Below are 19,734 nucleotides of genomic sequence, written 5' to 3'. Positions count from 1 at the left end.
GGCGGCTACGTTGGTCCTCGGCAGTCCGATGGGGACTTGGAGGCAGGAGAACGATGGAGTTCAAGCAGGTCGGGGTCATCGGGGTCGGCGTGATGGGCTCGGGCATCGCCGAGGTGTTCGCCCGCAACGGTCTGACGGTCATCGGCGTCGAGATCGACGAGGCCGGCGTGGCCCGGGCCCGGGCGCTGTTGGAGGCGTCCACCGCGCGCGCGGTGGAGGGCGGCAAGCTCACCGCGGAGGACCGCACCGCGTTGCTGGATCGCATCAGCCTGGGCCACGACCCGGCCGCGCTGGCCGACCTGGACCTGATCGTCGAGGCGGTCACCGAGGACGCCGACGTCAAGCGTGCGGTGTTCGCCAAGCTGGACGAGATCGCGCGGCCGGACGCGATCCTGGCCACCAACACCTCTTCACTGTCGGTCACCGAGCTGTCCGTGGCCTCGGCCAACCCGCGCCGCATGGTGGGGCTGCACTTCTTCATCCCGGCGCCGGTCATCGGTTTCGTCGAGGTGGTGCGCACGCTGGTCACCGATGCCGACGTGATCGATTCGGTGCGGGCATTCGTCGAGAAGCTCGGTTTGACCCCGGTGGTGTGCGGGGACCAGGGCGGGTTCATCACCAACGCGCTGCTGCTCGGGTACCTGAACCACGCGGTGACCATGTTCGAGGAGCACTACGCGTCGCGGGAGGACCTGGACGCGGCGATGAAGTACGGCTGCGGCTACCCGCAGGGCCCGCTCGCGTTGATCGACCTGATCGGCCTGGACATCACCTACGAGATCCTGTCCTCGATGTACCGCCAGGGGCGGCGTCGGGTGCACGCGCCGGCACCGCTGCTCAAGCAGATGGTCACCGCCGGGTTGCTCGGTCGCAAGTCCGGCCGCGGCTTCTACACCTACGCCGAACCGGGCTCCTCCACCGTGGTGGCCGACGGTCTGACGCCGAATCAGTCCGAGCAGGCCCAGTTGCGCCGCGACGTGCAGCAGGTCGGTGTGATCGGCACCGGCACCATGGCGACCGGCATCATCGAGGTGTTCGCCAAGGCCGGCCACGACGTGGTGTTCGTGGCCCGCAGCGACGAGCGGGTCGCCTCGGTGAACTCCGCGCTGTCCCGTTCGCTGGAGAAGTCCGTGCAGCGCGGTCGGCTGACCGAGGAGGCCCGCGACGCCGCCCTGGGTCGGGTGCGCGGCACCACCGCGTTGGATGACCTGGCGAGCGTGGACCTGGTGGTGGAGGCCGTCGTCGAGGACCTCGCGGTGAAGACCGCACTGTTCGCCAACCTCGACGAGATCTGTCGACCGGGCGCGATCCTGGCCACCACTACCTCCAGCCTGCCGGTGATCGAACTGGCCGCGGTGACCAACCGTGGTGCGGACGTGATCGGCATGCACTTCTTCAACCCGGCCACCGTCATGAAGCTGGTCGAGGTGGTGCACACGGTCGCCACCGCGCCGGACGTCGTCGAGACCACCCGGGCGTTGTGCAAGTCGCTGGGCAAGGTTGCGGTGTCCTGCGGGGACCGCGCCGGGTTCATCGTCAACGCGCTGCTGTTCCCCTACCTCAACGACGCGGTGAAGATGCTCGAGGCGCACTACGCCACCGCGGACGACATCGACCTGGCCATGAAGGCCGGTTGCCGACTGCCGATGGGCCCGTTTGAATTGCTCGACGTGGTGGGCCTGGACGTGTCGCTGGCCATCGAGCGCACCCTGTACACGGAGTTCCGGGAATCCGGCTATGCCCCGGCGCCGCTGCTCGAGCACCTGGTCACCGCGGGCTACCTCGGCCGCAAGACCAGCCGTGGCTTCCGCGACTACGCCAAGAGCTGACGCGTCCAGCGGTTCGCGTTGGTCTCGCTGCCGGCCGTCGCCTGCAGCGGGGCCAACGCCGCGACGTCGAGGGTATTCCCACCCAGCTCGAAGGACTGACGCGCCGTCAGCGCCAGATGCAGCGCGATGCGGGCGTCCTGCACGCCGGGCCGGGTGGGTAGACCGGTGACGATGGCGTCGACGAAGCCCTCCATGGAACGGCGGTAGGCGTCGCCGAACACGTCGAACACCGAACCCACGTCCGAGGCGGAGCGGCGGATGATAACCATCCAGTCGCGTTGCTGGCCGAACTGCACGATGCCCCGGGTACCCACCACCTCCATCGCGATGTCGTAGCCGTAGCAGGCGTAGCGACTCCACTCGGTCAACGCCATGGCGTCGCCGCCGAAGAACAGCGAGGTCGCGCAGGTGTCCGCGTCGCCGAGGTCGCCCAGACCCTTGTGCACCAGCGCGGCGCCGGTGGCGCACAGCCGCTCGACCTCACGGCCCATCAGAAAGCGTGCCGCGTCGTAGTCGTGGATGGCGCAGTTCAGGAACAGCCCGCCGTTGCGGTCCAGGCCCCAGTTGGCGGGGTCGGAGGCGTCCGGGTCGCGGCCGTGGCACTTGAACAGCACGGGGTCGCCGATCTCCCCGGAGTCGATGACCGCCTTGGCCTGCTGGTAGCGCTCGTCCCAGCGACGCTGGAAGCCGATCTGGAACGGCACGCCGGCATCGACCACCTGCTGCAGCACATCGTCGGTGCCCGGCAGGCTCAGGCCCACCGGCTTCTCGCTGAAGATCGCCTTACCGGCCAGCGCCGCGGCGCGGATGTGCTCGGCGTGCAGCGGGGTGTTCGAGGCGATGACCACACCGTCCAGCGGCAGGGCCAGGAAATCGTCCAGATCCGGGACCGCGATCACGCCGTGCCGGTCCACCGCGCGGGCCAGCGCGACCGGGTTCGGATCGCACACCGCGACCAGTTCCGCGCCCCGCGTGGTGGCCACGTTGGCGGCGTGGATCGAGCCGAGCTTGCCGAATCCGATGACGCCGAGTCGGACCCGTTCGCCGAGAGGACTCATGCCGTCCGGACCGCCTCGGCGAAGCGCCCGGCCACCTCGGCGATCTCGGCGCTGGTGGAGCCGAAATTGATGCCGAAGCCGGCCCCGATGCCGCTGTCCACGACGCCCACGGACAGATTCACGGCGCGCGACAGGATGTCGTCGGTGCGCGGCAGGTCACCGGCATTGCGGTGGCGCGCGGGCTGCGACCAGTCCGCGCCGGGCGTCTTGTGTTCCACGATCTGGTCCATCCGGTGGTAGATGTGCCAGCCCGAGGATCCCACAGTGCGTCCGCCGATGTTGCCGGCGACCCGCTCGGCCTGTTCGCGGGTGTCGAACAGGACCGTGAGCAGCGTGGCGCACTCGCCCTCGAGGTCGTTGATGGTGCGAAAGCGCATCCCGTCCACGACCGGCAACTGGGCCTTGAGCTGGGCCTTCTTCTCGCGCAGCGTCTCCAGCATCCAGTCCAGCTTGCGCGTCTGCGCCAGTGCCACCGCGCCGGTGAGTTCGTTCATCTTGAAGTTGAGCCCGATCAGGCTGCGCGGCCCGGCCTCCTTCATGCCGTCGCGCAACGGGGTGTGCCCCTGATCGTGCAGCGCGAACGCCCGCTCGTAGAGGTCCTGGTCGTCGGTGACGATGATGCCGCCGTCGCCGGCCGCCATCATCTTGTAGCGGTTCAGCGAGAACGCGCCGTACTCACCGAACGTGCCGACCCGCTTGCCCCGGAAGGTCGCGCCACCGGCCTGGGCGCAGTCCTCGACGAGGGAAAGGCCGTACTGGTCGGCAATCTGACGCAGTGCCGTCATGTCGCAGGGGTTGCCGAGCATGTGCACCGGCATGATCGCTCTGGTGCGCTCGGTGATTTTCGCCCGGACGTCGGCCGGGTCCATGGTCAGCGACTCATCGACCTCGACGAGCACCGGCGTGGCGCGGGCGTGCACGATCGCGCCGATGGAGGCGACGTAGGTGAAGCCCGGCACAAGTACCTCGTCGCCGGGACCGATACCCAGAGCGAGCAGGGAGATCAGGATCGACCCCGTCCCCGAGCTTGTGGCAACCGCGTGCCGGGAGCCGCACAGCGCTGCGAACTCTTGCTCCAGGGAGTAGACCTTGTGTCCGAAGCTCAGGTCGTCGAGAGAGCCGTACCGGGAGAGGTGTCCGCTCTCCAGGACTTCCATGACCTCTTTGCGCTCTTCGTCCCCGAAACAATGCGCTCCTGGTCCCGCCAACACGCCCCCCAATCGGCAGATGGGTAGTCCTCGCGGGGCAGACTGTAGCGATGGACGAACAGCGCCTTAACACTACGGCGCGCCGAGCTTCGCAAGCGGACGGCAAAACGTCGTGATCGCTGCATTCCTCGCGTTGGCGTCCGGTGCCTGCTTTGCGGCCAGCTGGGTGTGGCAGCACCAGGCCGCCGGGCGGGAGCGGCACCGGGTGGCCGGTGATCCCCGGCTGCTGTTGGGTCTGCTGCGTCGTCCGCTCTGGCTGTTGGGCCGGGGCGCAGCGGTGGTCGGATTGATGCTGCAGGCCGTTGCCCTGCGGCACGGGCCGCTGGCCACCGTGGTGCCGTTGGTGGTCAGTGCCACCGTGCTGGCGCTGCCGATGGAAGCGCGGTTGGCGGGTCGAATGGCGATCGGTGCCGAGGTCCGCGCGGTGTTATTGGCCGCCGTCGGGCTGGCCGCGTTTCTGATGGCCGGTACCCCGACACAGACCGGCGCTGGGCACCCGGATTGGGCGTGGCCTGCGGTGTTCGCCGCGATCGGTGCGGCCTCCATCGGAGCCGTCCTGCTGGCCGAGCAGCTGCGGTTGTCCTCCCCGGTCGCCGCGGCCCTGCTGGGCACGGCCACGGGGACGTTGTTCGGGTTGTCCGCGGTGCTGCTCAAGGTGACCACGGCGAGCAACGGTCGTGGGGTGGCGCAGCGGCTCGGCGAGTGGCCGATCTACGCGTACGTGGCGGTATGCATCCTGGCCATGGTGCTCAACCAGAGCGCCTTCCAGCGTGGTTCGTTGGCCGCCCCGATGACCGCGATCATGCTCAGCGAATCGGTGGTGGCGGTGGTCGTCGGCGCGGCCGTGCTCGGCGAGCGGTTCGACCTGGCCGGCCCGCGCGCGTTCGTGGTGCTGTTGGGCGCTGCGGGCATGGCTGTCGGCATCTGGCGGGTGGCCGCGATCGGGGCGGAACTGTCCCGCGCCGGCTAAGCTGGATGGGTGCCCCGATATGAGTACCGCTGCCGTGAGTGCGAACACACCTTCGAGGTGAACCGGCCGATGGCCAATTCGGCCGACTCGGCGGCCTGCCCGTACGGGCACGAGGACACCGTCAAGCTGTTGTCCACGGTCTCGGTGACCGGGACGCGCACCGGGTCAGCCCCGGCCCGCGCCGTCGCAGCACCGGCGGGCGGCGGGTGCTGCGGCGGCGGCTGTGGCTGCGGTTAGGGCACGTCTCTCAACCCCGATAGCCGGCGCGGATTCCTAGTTCAGCTCCCACACCACCGAGGTGGTCACGCTCACCTGCTGGCTGCCGGCGCTGATCGGCACCGCGGACTTTTCGGCCGCACCGGCGGCGTCCATCGCGGCGTAGGGGACCGGGCGCGGCTCGGTGTCGGTGCTCTCGCTGACCTGGCTGACCCGGCCCAGGCTGCGTCCGGCCAGCTTCGCGTACTGCTCGGCCTTGGCCTTCGCGTCGGCGAACGCCGCGGTGCGGGCCTGGTCGACCAGTTGCTGGTTGTCCTCGATGTCGAAGGACACCGAGTCGATGCGGGTGGCATTGCCACCGGCCGCCGCGGCGTCGGAAATGGCCGCGCCCGCGTCGGAGAGCTTGCGCAGTTGCGCGGTCAGCGACTCGGCCACGTCGTAGCCGTTGATCCGGTTCTTGTCCCAGTGCGGGTTGATGGACAGGTCCGAGGTCTGGATGTCCTTCTCGGCCACGCCGTGCTTGTGCAGCGCGTCGGTGATCCGCTTGATGTCGCCGTTGGCCAGGTTCAGCGCGTTGTTCACGTCCGAACCGGTGCGCTGCACGCCCATGGCCAGCCGCAGCACGTCCGGCGTCCCGGTGACCCGACCAAGGCCGGAGACCGAGACGGTGTTGGGGGCCGACGCGTCGCCGTCGACGGCGCGCACCGGACCCGAGCCGTTGCCGACGATCAGCGTGGTCACGATCACCCCGACGACGGCGGCCGCGCTGGTGGGCACCAGCACCCGGCGGACGTTGCGCTTCATGTGGACTCCTCAGGTTTGCGTGGCTTGCTTGCTGATGCGAGGACGGTGGCGGGGCACGCCACGTTCGCGGCGTGATCGTTCTGTGACCAGTGCCGGCCAATGCAGTTCCTGGCCGGCCATGACACCGCCGGCCAATGCAGTTCCTGGCCGGCCATGACACCGCCGGCCAATGCAGTTCCTGGCCGGCCATGACACCGCCGGCTGTGACAATCGAGGCATGCCGCGCCGCCACCCCCGCACCTCCGGCGCCCGCCCCGGGCCCGCGCCGGATCTCCCGGTGCCCGAGGAGCACCCGGACGGGTCCTGGTACGTGCGCCGGCTGACCGGCATCACCGTGGTGAAGGCCTACCGGTGTCCGGGCTGCGAGCAGGAGATCCCGGTCGGCACACCGCACACGGTGGCCTGGCGGGCGGACAGCGACGGCGAGGACCGCCGCCACTGGCACACCCCCTGCTGGGCCGCTCGCCTGCGCCGCCACCCCCCAAGCGGGCGAAACCGCCGCTGACGGGCAGCGCCGGGCTCGTGCTGGGGGCGGCAACGCAACAGGGGCGACACCGTGGAGGTGTCGCCCCTGCAGGGTGTGCGGGTGATTACGGGCCGGAGGTGCCGTTGTCCACGTTCTGCATGGGCGGCTGGGACGGCATGGTGGGTGCCGGGCTGGACTGCGCCGGCATCGGGGCGGTGCCCTCGACCAGGGCGCTGGCCGAACCGGTGAGGGTGGCCAGCATCTCGCGGACGTTGGACAGCTGGGCGTTGATGCTGTCCCGACGGTGCGTCAGGGCGGCCAGCTCGCGCTCGGACTCCAGGCGCTGCCGCTCGGCCTTGGCGCGCGCGTCGGCGACCAGGTCCTCGGCCTCGCGACGGGCGGCCTCGAGCAGCTGCTTGGCCCGGCCCTCCGCGTCGTCGCGCATCTTCTGCGCCTCCATGCGGATCTGGTCGGCCTTCTCGCCGGTCTCCAGCAGCCGCTTCTCCGCGACCTCCTGACGACCCGACATGTCCCGCTCCGCCTGCTCCCGACGCTTGGCCAGCTTCGACTCGACCTCGGTGGCGATCTGGGCCGCCTTCGCGCGGGCCTCCTCGATCACCTTCTCCGCACCGGACATCTTGGCGGTGGCCTCCGCCTGGGCCTCGGCGCGGATGCGCTCGCTCTCGTGGTGCGCGTGCTCGAGCATCTGCTTGCAGTTGTGCTCGGCCGAGGCCTTGCGGCCGGCGGCGTCCTCCTCGCCCTTGCGCCGGATCGCCTCGACGTCGGTGGAAGCCTGCGAACGGGTCTGCTCCCCGGCGGCGGCGGCCTCGGCGCGCAGGTCGCGGGCCTCCTCCTCGGCCAGGCGCAGAATCTTCTCGACCCGTGCACCGAGGGCGGAGTAGCTGGGCTCGTTGGCGTCTGCCCCGGCCTCGTACTCCTGCCGCATGCGGTTGTACTGCTGCTCCAGGTCGGCCACGCGACGTTCGGCGGCGAGGCGGTCGTTCACGAGGGTGGCCAGGTGATCGTCCACCTGGCGGCGCTCGTAGCCCCGCAGCACGATGTCGAATGCCGGGGGAGTCTCGTTCATCGTCATCGCGACACTGGTCCTCGGTTCAGGTGTGGTTCCGTCTAAGTGATCGAGACCACCATGGTGGCAGAGCGGTGCTCGAACACGCGTCCTATCTGCTTACTTCATAGCCGGCGTGGCGCCGTCGGCGGGGGGCGACGCCCGGATCGTGACCGCAATGCTTCCTACGGCCGAAGTACGTTTGCGGTCAAGGTCTACGTGTCGGGTTCATTTCGACCGACGGCATTCCGCTAACGGCGCAACGAGCCTGGCCAGGGGTATCTGCGTGTGCGCAGGCAACTGGGCCGGCAATGCCCGGGAGCCACCTGTCCGGTGCCCGATTTGACGCTGCTCGGTCGTCAGTTCGGCCGTTCAGACGTTGCGGAAGCGGTTGATCGCGGTGATGTGCTGCTCGCGCTTCTCGTGGTCGCGCACGCCCAGACCCTCGCTCGGGGCCAGGCACAGCACGCCGACCTTGCCCTGGTGCAGGTTGTGGTGCACGTCGAGGGTGGCCTGTCCGGTCTCCGTCAGGGGGTAGACGCGGGACAGGGTGGGGTGGATGAGGCCCTTGTCGATCAGCCGGTTGGCCTCCCAGGCCTCGCGGTAGTTGGCGAAGTGCGAGCCGACGATGCGCTTGAGATGCATCCAGAGGTAGCGGTTGTCGTATTGGTGCATGAAGCCGGAAGTGGAGGCACAGGTGACGATCGTGCCGCCGCGCTTGGTGACGTACACGCTGGCGCCGAAGGTCTCCCGGCCGGGGTGTTCGTAGACGATGTCCGGGTCCTCGCCGCCGGTGAGGTCGCGGATCTTCGCACCGAGGCGCTGCCACTCCTTCACATCCTGGTTCTGGTCGTCCTTCCAGAACTTGTAGCCCTCCGCGGCGCGGTCGATGACGAACTCGGCGCCCATCGAGCGCACGATGGCGGCCTTGTCCGGCGACGACACGACGCAGACGGGGATAGCGCCGCCATTCAGCGCCATCTGCGTGGCGTAGGAACCCAGCCCGCCGGAGGCGCCCCAGATGAGCACGACGTCGCCCTGCTTCATGTTCGCGCCGTTGTGCGAGACCAACTGCCGGTAGGCGGTGGAGTTGACCAGGCCGGGGCAGGCGGCTTCTTCCCAGGTGAGGTGCTCGGGCTTGGGCATCAGCTGGTTGGCCTTGACCAACGCGACGTCGGCCAGGCCGCCGAAGTTGGTCTCGAAGCCCCAGATGCGTTGCTGCGGGTCCATCATCGAGTCGTCGTGGCCGGCCGCGTCCTCCAGCTCCACGGACAGGCAATGCGCGACCACCCGGTCCCCGGTCTTCCACTTGGTCACGCCGGGCCCGGTGCGCAGCACGACACCGGCCAGGTCGGAGCCGATGACCTGGTAGGGCTGGTCATGGCGCTTGGTGAGTTCGGACAGGCGGCCGTAGCGCTGCAGGAACCCGAAGGTGGGCACCGGCTCGAAGATCGAGGTCCACACGCTGTTGTAGTTGATGGCCGATGCCATCACCACCACCAACGCCTCACCCGGACCCAGATCCGGGGTGGGCACCTCCTCCAGGTGCAGACTGCGTCGCGGATCCTTATCCCGGCTGGTCAGCCCGGCGAACATGGTGGTCTCATCCGCGTGCACGGTCACACCGCGGTAGGTGGCGGGCACCGGCACCGAGGCCAGCGCGCGCGTCGCGTCGTCGTCGTCGGCCAGAATGGCGTCGAGAATCTCCTGCACGGCGACACCGTAACAGCCGCGCTACCGCTCAGTAACGGGCTGTCGGCCGCAACAATCGGAGGGCCATGGGCGGCGCGGTCGATCACATCCTCAACGTCGACCAGGGCTGGTTGTACCTGATCGTCGGCCTGCTGGTGTTCGCCGAGTACGCGCTGTTCATCGGGTTCGTCCCGGGGGAGACCGCAGCCGTGCTGGGCGGAGTGCAGGCCTCACGCGGCGGTGCCCACCTGTCGGTCGTGATGGGGATCGTCGTGCTCGCCGGCATCCTGGGTGCCTGTGTGGGGTTCGAGGTGGGTCGGCGGTTCGGGCCGCGCCTGTTGCAGGTCCGGCTCCTGAGGAGACATCAGCACCACCTCGCCAAGGCCATGGAGCTGCTGGCCCGACGGGGCGGAACCGCGGTCTTCGTGAGCCGCTTCGTGGCGTTCTTCCGGCCGGTGATGCCGGCGCTGGCGGGCATGTCGCGGATGGATTACCGCAGGTATTTGACGTTCAACGCCCTGGGCGGTCTGGTCTGGGGGGTCACCTTCGTGACCGTCGGCGACCTGGCGGGCAACTCCTACCAGCGGGTCGAGCACACCGCCGGAAAGGCGGGCGCCGGGTTGGTCGTGGCCGTGGTCGTGGTGGCCGTCGTGCTGATCGGCATCCGCTCGCACCGCGCGGAGAAGGAGCCGGCACCGACGGCCGACGTCGACCCCCAGGTCGGGGAGCGCAGCTGAGTCAGTGCGTCGGGTCGGTCGCGGCCTCGACCAGCTCGATCAGCACCCCGCCCGCGTCCTTGGGATGCACGAAGTTGATCCGCGAGTTCGCGGTACCGCGCTTCGGGGCGTCGTACAGCAGCCGCACACCCGCGTCGCGCAGGTGCGTACTGATCGCGTCGATGTCGTCCACGCCATAGGCCACCTGCTGAATGCCCTCGCCGTTGCGAGCCAGGAATTTACCGATGGTGGAGTCCTCGGACAGCGGTGCGAGCAGCTGGATGCACGAGCCGGAATCACCCACGGCGAGCATCGCCTCCCGCACGCCCTGCTCCTCGTTGACCTCCTCGTGCACCAGGTGCATCCCGAAGGTCCGCTCGTAGAACGCGATCGCGGCGTCCAGGTCGCGCACGGCGAATCCCACGTGGTCGATGCGGTTGATCATCTACTTCCTCCCGGCCGGGAACGACGTGCTGACTCCCGCCGGCTATCGTGACAGAAGCGCGGGAAGCGCACGGCGAGGGACTGTAGGAGGAGCCGCATATGTCCGGTTCAGTGATCGTGGCAGGAGCCCGTACCCCGATGGGTCGGTTGCTCGGCTCACTCAAGGACTTCAGTGGCGCGCAACTGGGTGGGCACGCCATCGGCGCCGCCCTGGCCCGCGCGAACGTCGCCCCCGGCGACGTGCAGTACGTGATCATGGGTCAGGTGCTGGGTGCCGGCGCCGGGCAGATCACCGCCCGCCAGGCGGCGGTGGCCGGCGGCATCCCGATGACGGTGCCCGCGCTGACCATCAACAAGGTCTGCCTGTCCGGGCTCAACGCGATCGCGTTGGCCGACCAGCTGATCCGGGCCGGTGAGTTCGACACGATCGTGGCCGGCGGCATGGAGTCCATGACCCAGGCCCCGCACCTGCTGCCCAAGTCGCGCTCGGGGTTCAAGTACGGCGACACCACGCTGGTCGATGCGATGCAGTGGGACGGGCTGTGGGACGCCTTCACCGACGTGGCGATGGGTCGGCTGACAGAGGACCACAACACCCCGCTGGGCCTGACCCGCGAGGAGCAGGACGCCTTCGCCGCGCAATCCCACCAGCGGGCCGCGATCGCGCAGAAGAACGGCATCCTGGCTCAGGAGATCGCCCCGATGGAGATCCCGCAGCGCCGAGGTGACGCGATCGTGTTCGCCGAGGACGAGGGCGTGCGCGGGGACACCACCGCGGAGTCGCTGGGCAAGCTGCCGGCCGCGTTCGCCAAGAACGGCACGATCACCGCCGGTTCGGCCTCGCAGATCTCCGACGGGGGCGCCGCGGTGGTGGTGATGAGCAAGGAGAAGGCCCAGTCCCTGGGGCTGTCCTGGATCGCCGAGATCGGCGCGCACGGTCAGGTCTCCGGCCCGGATTCCTCCCTGCAGTCGCAGCCGGCCAACGCCATCAAGGCCGCGGTGGCCAAGGCGGGCCTGGCCGTCTCCGAGCTGGACCTGATCGAGATCAACGAGGCGTTCGCCGCGGTCGGCATCCAGTCGATGCGGGAGCTGGGCGTGGGCGACGACATCGTCAACGTCAACGGCGGTGCGATCGCCCTGGGGCACCCGATCGGCATGTCCGGCGCCCGCCTGGTGCTGCACCTGGCGCTGGAGCTGGGCCGTCGGGGTGGCGGTGTGGGTGCCGCGTCGCTGTGTGGCGGCGGCGGTCAGGGTGACGCGCTGATCCTCAAGGTCGGGTCCTGACCCAATCGGCGGGTTCGGCCACTGCGGACGCAACGGAGCTGTTGGCCGGGGTACGCGCCGGGCAGCGGCGCGCGGTGGCCCGGGCGATCTCCCTGGCCGAGGATGGCGGCGCGTTGCCCCACGAGGTGCGCGCCGCCCTGGCCGCGCACCCGCCCACCGCGCACGTGGTCGGCCTCACCGGGCCGCCCGGCGTCGGCAAATCCACCAGCGTCGCGGCGCTGGTGGGGGAGTACCGCCGGCGCGGGGTGCGGGTGGGCGTGCTCGCCGTGGATCCGTCCTCGCCGCTGTCCTCCGGGGCACTGCTCGGTGACCGGGTGCGGATGACCGAGCACGAGACCGACCCGGAGGTGTTCATCCGGTCGTTGGCCGCACGCGGGCACCTGGGCGGACTGGCGCGCTCGGTGCCGCACGCGCTGCGCGTGCTGGACCTGGCCAGTTGCGCGGTGGTGTTGATCGAGACGGTCGGCGTCGGGCAATCGGAGACCGAGGTAACCGGGTTCGCGGACAGCACCGTGGTGCTGGTCGCGCCCGGCGCCGGGGACGCCGTGCAGGCGGCCAAGGCGGGGTTGGCCGAAGTGGGCGATGTGTACGTGGTGAACAAGGCCGACCAGGACGGCGCGCCGCGCGCAGCCGCGGAACTGCGTGGCGTGCTGGCGGCCTCGGTGGGCCGGCCGGACGGCTGGCAGCCGCCGGTGCTCACCGCCAGCGCGGTGCGGGGTGAGGGACTGGCCGAGGTGGTCGACGCGTTGGACGCCCACCACGCCTGGCTGCGCGAGCACGGCGGGTTGGCCGCCCGGCGGCGCCGTCGCATCGCGGTGGAGATCGAGGCGATCGCGTTGGCCGCGTTGCGCGAGCGGGTCGGTGAGGCGGCGTTGGACGACCTGGCCGGCGCCGTGCTCGATGGGAGGCTGGACCCGGAATCCGCGGCAAAGCAGCTGTTGGCCGGCACTGGACGTCGGCGGGCCGACGGTGTGAGCTGAGTAGTTGTGCACGCATGGGTGTGGTGGCTGATCGCGACGGCGGGCTTGCTCGTCGTCGAAATGCTCACCGTCGACCTGATTTTCGCGATGCTCGCGGCCGGGGCGGTGGCGGGCGCGGTGGTGTCCGCAGCCGGCGTCGGGGTGCAGGTCGGCGCTGCGTTGGTAGTGGCGTTGGCGGGCGTCCTGGTGGTTCGTCCGGTGGCGCTGCGCCACCTGCAGAGCACGCCGCAAACACGCACCGGCACGGCCGCGCTGGTGGGGCGGCAGGCGTTGGTGCTGGACCGGGTCGACGGGCGCGGCGGACAGGTGAAGCTCGCCGGTGAGGTGTGGTCCGCGCGCGCCTACGACGGCTTCAGCGTGTTCGAGTCCGGCGCCGACGTTCTGGTGCTGGAGATCGAGGGCGCGACCGCGCTCATCGGCTGACCTGACGTCACGTCAGGAGAGGAGACATCACGGACATGGACACGGTGGCGGCGTTGATCGCGCTCGGCGTGGTGGTGCTGTTCGTGATCATGGTGCTGTACCGGGCGGTGCGCATCGTGCCGCAGGCCAGGGCGGGGATCGTGGAGCGGCTGGGCCGGTATTCGCGCACGCTGAATCCGGGCCTGACGCTGCTGGTCCCGTTCGTGGACCGGTTGCGGCCGCTGATCGACCTACGCGAGCAAGTGGTCTCCTTCCCCCCGCAGCCGGTGATCACCGAGGACAACCTGGTGGTGTCCATCGACACCGTCATCTACTTCCAGGTCACCGACGCCAAGGCGGCGACCTACGAGATCGCCGACTTCATCCAGGGCGTTGAGCAACTGACCGTCACCACGCTGCGCAACGTGGTCGGTGGCTTGACCCTGGAGCAGACGCTCACCTCCCGCGACGGGATCAATGCCGCGCTGCGCCTTGTGCTGGACGAGGCCACCGGGCGTTGGGGACTGCGGGTGAACCGGGTCGAGCTCAAGTCCATCGACCCGCCGGCCACGATCCAGGGCGCCATGGAGCAGCAGATGCGCGCCGAGCGGGACAAGCGCGCCGCCATCCTGCAGGCCGAGGGCTTCAAGCAGTCCGCGATCCTCACCGCGGAGGGCGAGCGGCAGGCCCAGATCCTGCGCGCCGAGGGTGAGGCACAGGCCGCGGTGCTGCGCGCCGACGGCGAGGCCAAGGCCATCAAGATCGTGTTCGCCGCCATCCACGAGGGCGACGCGGACCCGAAACTGTTGAGCTACCAGTACCTGCAGACCCTGCCGCAGTTGGCGCGCGGGGAGGCCAACACGATCTGGGTGGTGCCCAGCGAACTCGGCAAGGCCCTGGAGGGTCTGGGCGACGCATTCGGCGGACGGAACGCACCCCCCGCGGAATGACCTGCGCCCCGACGGCGAGAATGGAAGCGGCGGCAACGGTCGCCGCTCGCGAAGGGATTGGTTGCCGTGCTGTCGACGCCGATCGGGCGGTTGCGGGTGTTCTCGGTGCTGGAGGCGATCAGCTATCTGGCGCTGCTCAGTATCGCGGTGCCCATGCAGATCGGGGGCAACGACTCGTTGATCGCGCCTGCCGGGGCAACCCACGGCGTGCTTTTCATCTTCTACGTGCTGTCCGCCTGGCAGGTGCGCACGGCGCTGTCCTGGCCGAATAACGTCATTGCGAAGGTGTTGGTGGCCGCGGTGATTCCGTTCGCGCCGTTCTTCGTGGAGCGCTGGTTGCGCACGCAGCAGGTGCCCGCCCACTCCTGAGCCCGCCCGGCCAGGCAGGATGGGTCCATGCCGCAGCAGCCGCCGTCCACTCCCCGCATCGCCGCCGGTGCCGTTGACCTGTCCGCGCTCAAGGCGCGGGCGACGCGTCCGGGCCCGACGTCTCCGGCCGGGTCAACGGGATCTGCGCTGGGCGTGAACGCTGAGCACCGCGGCGCGGCCCCGGCCGGCGGCGAATCCGACGGGTCCAATCCGTTCGTCATCGACGTCACCGAGGCCACCTTCGAGAGCCTCGTGATCGGCACCTCGATGCAGGTGCCGGTGGTGGTGGACTTCTGGGCCGACTGGTGCGAACCGTGCAAGCAACTCTCCCCGGTGCTGGAGAAGTTGGCGTTGGAGTACGGCGGCCGGTTTGTGCTGGCCAAGGTGGACGTGGAGGCCAACCAGCGGCTGGCCGAGCTGATCCAGGTGCAGGCTCTGCCCACCGTGATGGCCGTGCTGGGGCAGTCCCCGATGCCGTTGTTCCAGGGCGCGCTGCCCGAGGCGCAGGTGCGTCAGGTCATCGAAGAACTGCTGAAGGTGGCCACCGCCAACGGCATCTCCGGGCGAGTGGCGCTGCGGGACACCGACGCGGCGGACGACGAGGACGGCGAGGAGCCATCGCTGCGCTACCCGGAGGCGTTCGACGCGTTGGTGCGCGGGGACCTGGACGCCGCCGAGCTCGGTTACACCGAGGCGTTGGCGCGCCAGCCAGGGGACCCCGAGGCCGAGCAGGGGCTGGCCCGGGTGATGCTGTTCCGTCGGGTGTCCGCCGCCGATCCGGTGACGGTACGTCAGGCCGCCGCCGATCGGCCTTTGGACGTGGCCGCGCAGTGTCTCGCCGCGGACCTGGACGCGGCCGACGGTGTAGTGGAGGACGCGTTCCAGCGACTGGTGGATACCGTGCGGATCACCGCGGGCGCCGATCGGGACGTCGCCCGCGAGCACCTGCTGAGCCTGTTCCTGGTGGCCGGTTCCGACGACCCGCGGGTCGCCACGGCCCGCCGAGCGTTGGCCGGCGCGCTGTTCTGAGCCGGGGTCAGTGTCGCGGCGCGTCCGGCTGAGCGCTGCCCTCGCCGCACCGGGACTGATCACCCAGGGCGCCGCAGCCGCTACCGGTGGCGGTGGCCGGCGGGGTCGTCGCCCGGGCCGGGCGAGTGGACCCATTGGGTGAGTGCGTGACTCCGGCCTTGGTGCTCGGTCCGGCCGACCGCCCGGCCGACCGCCCGGCCGGGGCCGCCGGCGTTGCCGGGGCAGCCGAGGCGGTGGGGTGGGCCGGGGCCGCGGGGTAGATCGGCGCCGCCGGCTGCGCCGATGCGGCCGGGGCAGATGCGGTCGGAGCCGAGGTGGCGGGAGCCGAGGTGGCGGGAGCCGAGGCGGCCGGGCGGGTCGACGCGGTGGGATGCCCCGAGGGAACGGATCCGGGGACGTGGCGCACCACCGGTGCGGAGGTGTGCGCGGGCGCTTCGGGTCGGGTGGGCGCGGCCGGGGCGGAGTGGGACGCCGCGGAATGGTCGGCGGGCCGAGCCGCGGGCCCCTCGACGGTCGCGGCGGTTCGGTGGCCGGACTTACCGTGGCGGTGGTGGTGGGCGTGCGGGGCCTGCTTCGACACAGCCGTGTCGGGCAACCCACAGGGGCTCAGCGGCAGGGTGACGGCGCAGGGCTGCCCGGCTGGGTCAACGGGGACGACCGGGACGGTGGCGGCGTTCGGAGCGGATACGGTCAGGGCGGGCGCGATCGGGATCAGCGCCGGTGCCTGCGCGGCAGCCTGTGCTACCGCTGGTGCTGCGGCGGCGGGCTGCGCCGCGACGGGTGCTTGCGCGGCGGGCTGCGCTGCCGGTGCTTGCGCCGCGGGCTGCTGGGCGGCCGGGGCATTGGCTGCGGCGTCTGCCGAATGGGAGCCCAGCGCACCGGTCGCGGTGGCGCCGACCACCAGAGCGCCCAGCGCGAGCGCACCGAGCACCGGCGCCCCACGGTTGATCCACCGGTGCATGGCGAAGCTGCGGCTGGTGTACATCCGGTCCCGTCCCATCGGCCCCGCCCGATCGGCGTCGAGCTAACCCTCACCGTGGGCCGGCCGGGCGCTAGGGGATAGGGCCGATGGAGTGACTCAGGCGTCGGCCGGCTCGTGCTCGGGCTCGGGTTGGGGCTCGGCGCGGCCGCGGCCCATGGCCTTGCGGATGCCTTCGGGACCGACCATCTCGCGGAACTGTTGCGCCGTGTAGCCGATCAGCTCGGTGTTCCCGGCGGCGCGCGCGGTGGCCGACCGGGGGAAGCCGAACAGCGGCGCGAGTTCGCCGAAGTACTCGCCGGGTCCGCTGGTGTGGATGAGTTCCTCGCCGCCCTCGGCGAGGAGGCGGAACAGGTCGATACCGCCGCGCTGGACCACGTAGATCAACTCGCCGCGATCGCCCTGGGCGAACAGCTCCTCGCCCGCAGCCAGACGCACCGGCCCCGGTTGCGCGCCCTCGAGCACCGGCTCGGTGCCCATCTTGATCACCTTGTCGGCCAGCGGCACCAGCCGGTGGTCGTGGGTGGAGACCACCACGATGCGGCCGGGCTTGGCCAGGTCGCGCAGGGTACGCACGACGTTCTCCACCTGGATGTAGTCCAGGGCCGCGGTCGGCTCATCGGCCACCAGCAGCGGCGGGTCGTGGGCCAGCGCCCGGGCGATCGCCACGCGTTGTTGCTGTCCGCCGGACAACTTGCCGGGCCGGCTGGACATGCGCTCGGCCAGATCGAACGAGGTGAGCAACTCTTCCGCCCGGGCTCGCGAGGCGGCCGAACTCACCCCGGCCAGGCGCAGCGGCGCCTCGACGTTCTCCCGCGCCGTCAGGCTGGGCAGCAGTTTGAACCCCTGGAACACCAGGCCCACGCCGTGCCGGCGGTAGTCGGTGAGCTGCGCCGCGTTGAGCTTGGTGATGTCCTTGCCGTCCAACGAGATGCTGCCCCACGTCGGGGTGAGGATGCCCGCCAGGCAGGACAGCAGCGTGGTCTTACCGCAGCCGCTGGGCCCGAGCAGCAGCACGAGTTCGCCGGATTTGGCGTCCAGCTTGAACTTGTCCAGCGGCCGAACCAGGTAGTCCCCGCTGGAGAACTCGACGACCAGGTCGCGGATCTCGAGCTTTTCCACCTCAGATCGCCCCCCCGAACGCGGTGGCCGGGTCCACGCCGACGGCGCGGCGTAACCCGGCGATGCTGGACACCAACCCGATGGTGAACGCGAAACCGATCAAAGCGGCGCACGAGGACACCGACATCGACACCGGCATGGGGAACGACGGCGCGACGGCGAAACTCATCACGATCGCGGCCCCGGCTGCCAGCAGCGACATCAACGCCGCCTGCACCACCAAACTGAACATCAACGAGTTCGTGGCGATGCCGATGGCCTTGAGCACCGCGAGGTCCTGGATGCGTTCCAGCACCGAAAGGTAGATCACGGTGCCGATCACCGCGATCGCCACCGCCCACAGGATCAGGCGCAGCAGATCGATGCCGCGCAGTGCCTTTTGGAACAACCGCAGGATGTCCCCGCGCGCCTGGGTCTGGCTGAGCGCGGCGAGTCCGAGCGCCGCCGGGTCTTTCGGCACGCCCTGGGTGATGACCGCGGTGACGATGCGGTTGCTCTTGAACAACACCGCTTGGGCGTCGCGCAGGTTCAGGTAGATATTGCCCACCCCACCGCGCAGGGTCATGTGCTTGACCTTGCCGACCACGGTCAGCGGGGTCCCGTTCATGGTGAACTGATCCCCGATCTTGTAGCCAGTGGCGGAGTCCACCAGCACCTCACCGGGACGGGTTGGCTGCCGCCCGGCCGAGGGCGCCGGCGGACCGAGCCCGCCGGGGCGATAGCCGACCACGTTGACGTCCACTTGCCGGGCACCATCGGTGGTGCCGAAGGCGAGGATCCACGGGTCGGCCCGGCGGACGCCGGGGGCGGCCGCGACCTGTTCCACCACGGTGTCCGGCATCGCGGACAGCGCGCTGAACGGGCCGCTGACCCCGGCGCGTACCAGCCAGGCGTCGGCGCCGACCGCCTGAATGTTGCGGCTGGCCTCCCCGTGCAGCCCCGCGCTCAGCCCGGACAGCAGCAAGGTGACCGCGAAGACCATGGCCGCGCCCAGCGCGCCGAAACCGAATCGACGACGGCGCCATTGCAGGTCGCGCAGCGTGATCAGCCACATGAGCGGCAGTCCCGGATCGGCAGCCATCTGGCCTGCGTCGTCGCAGTTGGCACGCGAGCCTCCGTTGCATCGGTGGCCGGCTTGGGACCGGTCGGGTTGCTGGCGGTGGTGGTGGCCTTCACCGGAATGCCGGCCATCGTGCCGTGCAGGTCGGAGGAGATGCGGGTGGGCAATACCTGCGCGGCCGGGTGCTCGAGATCCTGCACCCGCTGGCCGGTCACCGCAGTACAGGACGACGGCCCGACCGTACTCAACGCCGTGGCCAGCCGAATGTGACGGATGGCGCCGACCTCAATCGCCTCCAGGGTGGTGCTCGCCCTGGCGCATCCGTCGGTGGAGGTCAGGTCGAACTTCCAGGTCTGGCCGGCGGCCAACTTGTCCGGCTCGAACAACACCGGTTGGGCGGGATTGAACTCCAGGATGAGTCCGGCCAGACCGGTGGAGGCATCCAGGCGGTAGGTGTGCAAATAGACGCCGTCGGCGCCGCGGGCCAGGGTGAGTTCCTCGGTGATCCCCGAGCCGTCGGCTCGGCGGCCATCCAGCGTCCACAACTGGGCGCCGTCCCCGGAACCCTCGGCCACGGTCAGCGGCATGGTGGACGGGGGCGGGCCGAGGCTGGTGTTGCCGCTCATCGAGTAGCCGTACACGCCGAGCTTGGGCAGGGTCAGCGACGTGGTCTTCGCCGGGCCCTTCTTGACCTGGATCGTTGGCGGGGGCCTGGTGGTGGTCTCAGGTTTTGCCGACTTCTTCGGCGTGGAGGGCGCCACGCTCGCGGTTGCGGACTGCTTGGCCGTGCCCGCTTTGGCAGGCGCCGGCTTCGTCTGACCAGTCGTCACGGTGGTCACGGCCTTGGCCGGGCCCACAGCCAGGACCGGCGACGCGCCGGGCGCCAGCGGGTCCACGTAGGGGATCTCCATGCCGACCTGACCGGCGGGGGTGATCGTCGGTGCGCCGCATGCGCTCAGCACGCCCACGCACAGTGCGACGATCGCGCCCGCGGGACCGAACCGGCTTCGGCGCCGCGTCATGCGCACATGGTGGCCCTATTCGGGCCTTCGCGATAGTCGTGTCAGTACGGATGCGCCGGTTGAAGGGC

Annotated in this window: 21 protein-coding genes; 11 read left to right on the top strand and 10 right to left on the bottom strand. The window is 70.2% G+C overall.

The genetic code is table 11. The features are described from left to right. Positions 1–53 precede the first annotated feature (53 nt). The gene (locus VGJ14_06470) at positions 54–1,829 is read left to right on the top strand and encodes a 3-hydroxybutyryl-CoA dehydrogenase (protein ID HEY2832051.1); all 1,776 of its coding nucleotides are present in this window, start codon (positions 54–56) and stop codon (positions 1,827–1,829) included. On the opposite strand, the gene VGJ14_06465 is transcribed toward VGJ14_06470, so the two are convergent. Then, a complete protein-coding gene (locus tag VGJ14_06465) occupies positions 1,814–2,887 on the bottom strand; it encodes a Gfo/Idh/MocA family oxidoreductase (protein HEY2832050.1) in 1,074 nt (357 codons plus the stop codon). The two genes, VGJ14_06470 and VGJ14_06465, sit on opposite strands and share 16 nt — an antisense overlap. Continuing rightward, positions 2,884–4,098, bottom strand: coding sequence for a DegT/DnrJ/EryC1/StrS family aminotransferase (locus VGJ14_06460; GenBank protein HEY2832049.1), 1,215 nt, complete (start codon positions 4,096–4,098; stop codon positions 2,884–2,886). Before VGJ14_06460 ends, VGJ14_06465 begins: the two co-directional genes overlap by 4 nt. A gap of 109 nt (positions 4,099–4,207) precedes the next feature. Here VGJ14_06460 and VGJ14_06455 point away from each other — a divergent pair, with 109 nt between their 5' ends. Further along, the gene (locus VGJ14_06455; GenBank protein ID HEY2832048.1) at positions 4,208–5,065 is read left to right on the top strand and encodes a DMT family transporter; all 858 of its coding nucleotides are present in this window, start codon (positions 4,208–4,210) and stop codon (positions 5,063–5,065) included. 9 nt (positions 5,066–5,074) lie between these two features. Continuing rightward, the gene (locus VGJ14_06450; GenBank protein ID HEY2832047.1) at positions 5,075–5,302 is read left to right on the top strand and encodes a zinc ribbon domain-containing protein; all 228 of its coding nucleotides are present in this window, start codon (positions 5,075–5,077) and stop codon (positions 5,300–5,302) included. Positions 5,303–5,338: 36 nt separating this feature from the next. Here the strand turns inward: VGJ14_06450 and VGJ14_06445 are convergent, their stop codons facing one another. Beyond that, complete coding sequence (locus tag VGJ14_06445; GenBank protein ID HEY2832046.1) at positions 5,339–6,085, bottom strand: SIMPL domain-containing protein; 747 nt, start codon at positions 6,083–6,085, stop codon at positions 5,339–5,341. A gap of 217 nt (positions 6,086–6,302) precedes the next feature. Here VGJ14_06445 and VGJ14_06440 point away from each other — a divergent pair, with 217 nt between their 5' ends. Continuing rightward, entirely contained in the window at positions 6,303–6,590 is a 288-nt protein-coding gene (locus VGJ14_06440; protein ID HEY2832045.1) for a hypothetical protein, read from the top strand. Between the two features lie 85 nt (positions 6,591–6,675). Here the strand turns inward: VGJ14_06440 and VGJ14_06435 are convergent, their stop codons facing one another. Next, positions 6,676–7,644 carry a cellulose-binding protein gene (locus tag VGJ14_06435; protein HEY2832044.1) on the bottom strand — a complete coding sequence of 323 codons (969 nt, stop codon included), beginning with the start codon at positions 7,642–7,644 and terminating at the stop codon, positions 6,676–6,678. A gap of 345 nt (positions 7,645–7,989) precedes the next feature. Further along, positions 7,990–9,330, bottom strand: coding sequence for a crotonyl-CoA carboxylase/reductase (ccrA, locus tag VGJ14_06430; GenBank protein HEY2832043.1), 1,341 nt, complete (start codon positions 9,328–9,330; stop codon positions 7,990–7,992). Between the two features lie 65 nt (positions 9,331–9,395). Here ccrA and VGJ14_06425 point away from each other — a divergent pair, with 65 nt between their 5' ends. Then, entirely contained in the window at positions 9,396–10,046 is a 651-nt protein-coding gene (locus VGJ14_06425) for a DedA family protein (GenBank protein ID HEY2832042.1), read from the top strand. A gap of 1 nt (position 10,047) precedes the next feature. Here the strand turns inward: VGJ14_06425 and mce are convergent, their stop codons facing one another. Then, positions 10,048–10,470: a methylmalonyl-CoA epimerase gene (mce, locus tag VGJ14_06420; GenBank protein ID HEY2832041.1), complete on the bottom strand. Its 423-nt coding sequence runs from the start codon at positions 10,468–10,470 to the stop codon at positions 10,048–10,050. Between the two features lie 98 nt (positions 10,471–10,568). Here mce and VGJ14_06415 point away from each other — a divergent pair, with 98 nt between their 5' ends. From VGJ14_06415 to VGJ14_06390, 6 genes are all read left to right on the top strand, one after another. Continuing rightward, the gene (locus VGJ14_06415; GenBank protein ID HEY2832040.1) at positions 10,569–11,753 is read left to right on the top strand and encodes an acetyl-CoA C-acetyltransferase; all 1,185 of its coding nucleotides are present in this window, start codon (positions 10,569–10,571) and stop codon (positions 11,751–11,753) included. 41 nt (positions 11,754–11,794) lie between these two features. Continuing rightward, entirely contained in the window at positions 11,795–12,733 is a 939-nt protein-coding gene (gene meaB, locus VGJ14_06410; protein HEY2832039.1) for a methylmalonyl Co-A mutase-associated GTPase MeaB, read from the top strand. Between the two features lie 6 nt (positions 12,734–12,739). Further along, positions 12,740–13,156 carry an NfeD family protein gene (locus tag VGJ14_06405; GenBank protein HEY2832038.1) on the top strand — a complete coding sequence of 139 codons (417 nt, stop codon included), beginning with the start codon at positions 12,740–12,742 and terminating at the stop codon, positions 13,154–13,156. Positions 13,157–13,191: 35 nt separating this feature from the next. Then, a complete protein-coding gene (locus VGJ14_06400) occupies positions 13,192–14,085 on the top strand; it encodes an SPFH domain-containing protein (protein HEY2832037.1) in 894 nt (297 codons plus the stop codon). A 66-nt stretch (positions 14,086–14,151) separates the two neighbouring features. Beyond that, positions 14,152–14,454 carry a DUF3817 domain-containing protein gene (locus VGJ14_06395; protein ID HEY2832036.1) on the top strand — a complete coding sequence of 101 codons (303 nt, stop codon included), beginning with the start codon at positions 14,152–14,154 and terminating at the stop codon, positions 14,452–14,454. A gap of 27 nt (positions 14,455–14,481) precedes the next feature. After that, positions 14,482–15,483 (top strand): tetratricopeptide repeat protein, encoded by a 1,002-nt coding sequence (locus VGJ14_06390; protein HEY2832035.1) that lies wholly within the window; start codon positions 14,482–14,484, stop codon positions 15,481–15,483. Positions 15,484–15,490: 7 nt separating this feature from the next. Here the strand turns inward: VGJ14_06390 and VGJ14_06385 are convergent, their stop codons facing one another. The 4 genes from VGJ14_06385 to VGJ14_06370 all read right to left on the bottom strand — a co-directional run bounded on the left by VGJ14_06385 (position 15,491) and on the right by VGJ14_06370 (position 19,666). Then, complete coding sequence (locus tag VGJ14_06385; GenBank protein ID HEY2832034.1) at positions 15,491–16,468, bottom strand: hypothetical protein; 978 nt, start codon at positions 16,466–16,468, stop codon at positions 15,491–15,493. Between the two features lie 93 nt (positions 16,469–16,561). Further along, positions 16,562–17,584 carry an ATP-binding cassette domain-containing protein gene (locus VGJ14_06380; GenBank protein ID HEY2832033.1) on the bottom strand — a complete coding sequence of 341 codons (1,023 nt, stop codon included), beginning with the start codon at positions 17,582–17,584 and terminating at the stop codon, positions 16,562–16,564. A 1-nt stretch (position 17,585) separates the two neighbouring features. Next, positions 17,586–18,665, bottom strand: a complete 1,080-nt coding sequence (locus VGJ14_06375) for an ABC transporter permease (GenBank protein HEY2832032.1) — start codon at positions 18,663–18,665, stop codon at positions 17,586–17,588. Continuing rightward, the gene (locus VGJ14_06370) at positions 18,629–19,666 is read right to left on the bottom strand and encodes a hypothetical protein (protein ID HEY2832031.1); all 1,038 of its coding nucleotides are present in this window, start codon (positions 19,664–19,666) and stop codon (positions 18,629–18,631) included. Before VGJ14_06370 ends, VGJ14_06375 begins: the two co-directional genes overlap by 37 nt. Positions 19,667–19,734 lie beyond the last annotated feature (68 nt).

The organism is Sporichthyaceae bacterium (assembly GCA_036493475.1).
Lineage (GTDB): Bacteria > Actinomycetota > Actinomycetes > Sporichthyales > Sporichthyaceae > DASQPJ01.
Note: the sequence above shows the minus strand (reverse complement) of the source record. Positions and strands in the feature narration are given on the sequence as shown.

Excerpts from the sequence above, each read along its gene's own strand:
- VGJ14_06435 (HEY2832044.1), bottom strand. The coding sequence starts at position 7,644 with ATGACGATGAACGAGACTCCCCCGGCATTCGACATCGTGCTGCGGGGC.
- VGJ14_06440 (HEY2832045.1), top strand. The coding sequence starts at position 6,303 with ATGCCGCGCCGCCACCCCCGCACCTCCGGCGCCCGCCCCGGGCCCGCG.
- VGJ14_06385 (HEY2832034.1), bottom strand. The coding sequence starts at position 16,468 with ATGTACACCAGCCGCAGCTTCGCCATGCACCGGTGGATCAACCGTGGG.
- VGJ14_06425 (HEY2832042.1), top strand. The coding sequence starts at position 9,396 with ATGGGCGGCGCGGTCGATCACATCCTCAACGTCGACCAGGGCTGGTTG.
- VGJ14_06445 (HEY2832046.1), bottom strand. The coding sequence starts at position 6,085 with ATGAAGCGCAACGTCCGCCGGGTGCTGGTGCCCACCAGCGCGGCCGCC.
- VGJ14_06465 (HEY2832050.1), bottom strand. The coding sequence starts at position 2,887 with ATGAGTCCTCTCGGCGAACGGGTCCGACTCGGCGTCATCGGATTCGGC.
- VGJ14_06415 (HEY2832040.1), top strand. The coding sequence starts at position 10,569 with ATGTCCGGTTCAGTGATCGTGGCAGGAGCCCGTACCCCGATGGGTCGG.
- VGJ14_06390 (HEY2832035.1), top strand. The coding sequence starts at position 14,482 with ATGCCGCAGCAGCCGCCGTCCACTCCCCGCATCGCCGCCGGTGCCGTT.
- mce (HEY2832041.1), bottom strand. The coding sequence starts at position 10,470 with ATGATCAACCGCATCGACCACGTGGGATTCGCCGTGCGCGACCTGGAC.
- VGJ14_06400 (HEY2832037.1), top strand. The coding sequence starts at position 13,192 with ATGGACACGGTGGCGGCGTTGATCGCGCTCGGCGTGGTGGTGCTGTTC.
- VGJ14_06375 (HEY2832032.1), bottom strand. The coding sequence starts at position 18,665 with ATGGCTGCCGATCCGGGACTGCCGCTCATGTGGCTGATCACGCTGCGC.
- VGJ14_06370 (HEY2832031.1), bottom strand. The coding sequence starts at position 19,666 with ATGACGCGGCGCCGAAGCCGGTTCGGTCCCGCGGGCGCGATCGTCGCA.
- VGJ14_06470 (HEY2832051.1), top strand. The coding sequence starts at position 54 with ATGGAGTTCAAGCAGGTCGGGGTCATCGGGGTCGGCGTGATGGGCTCG.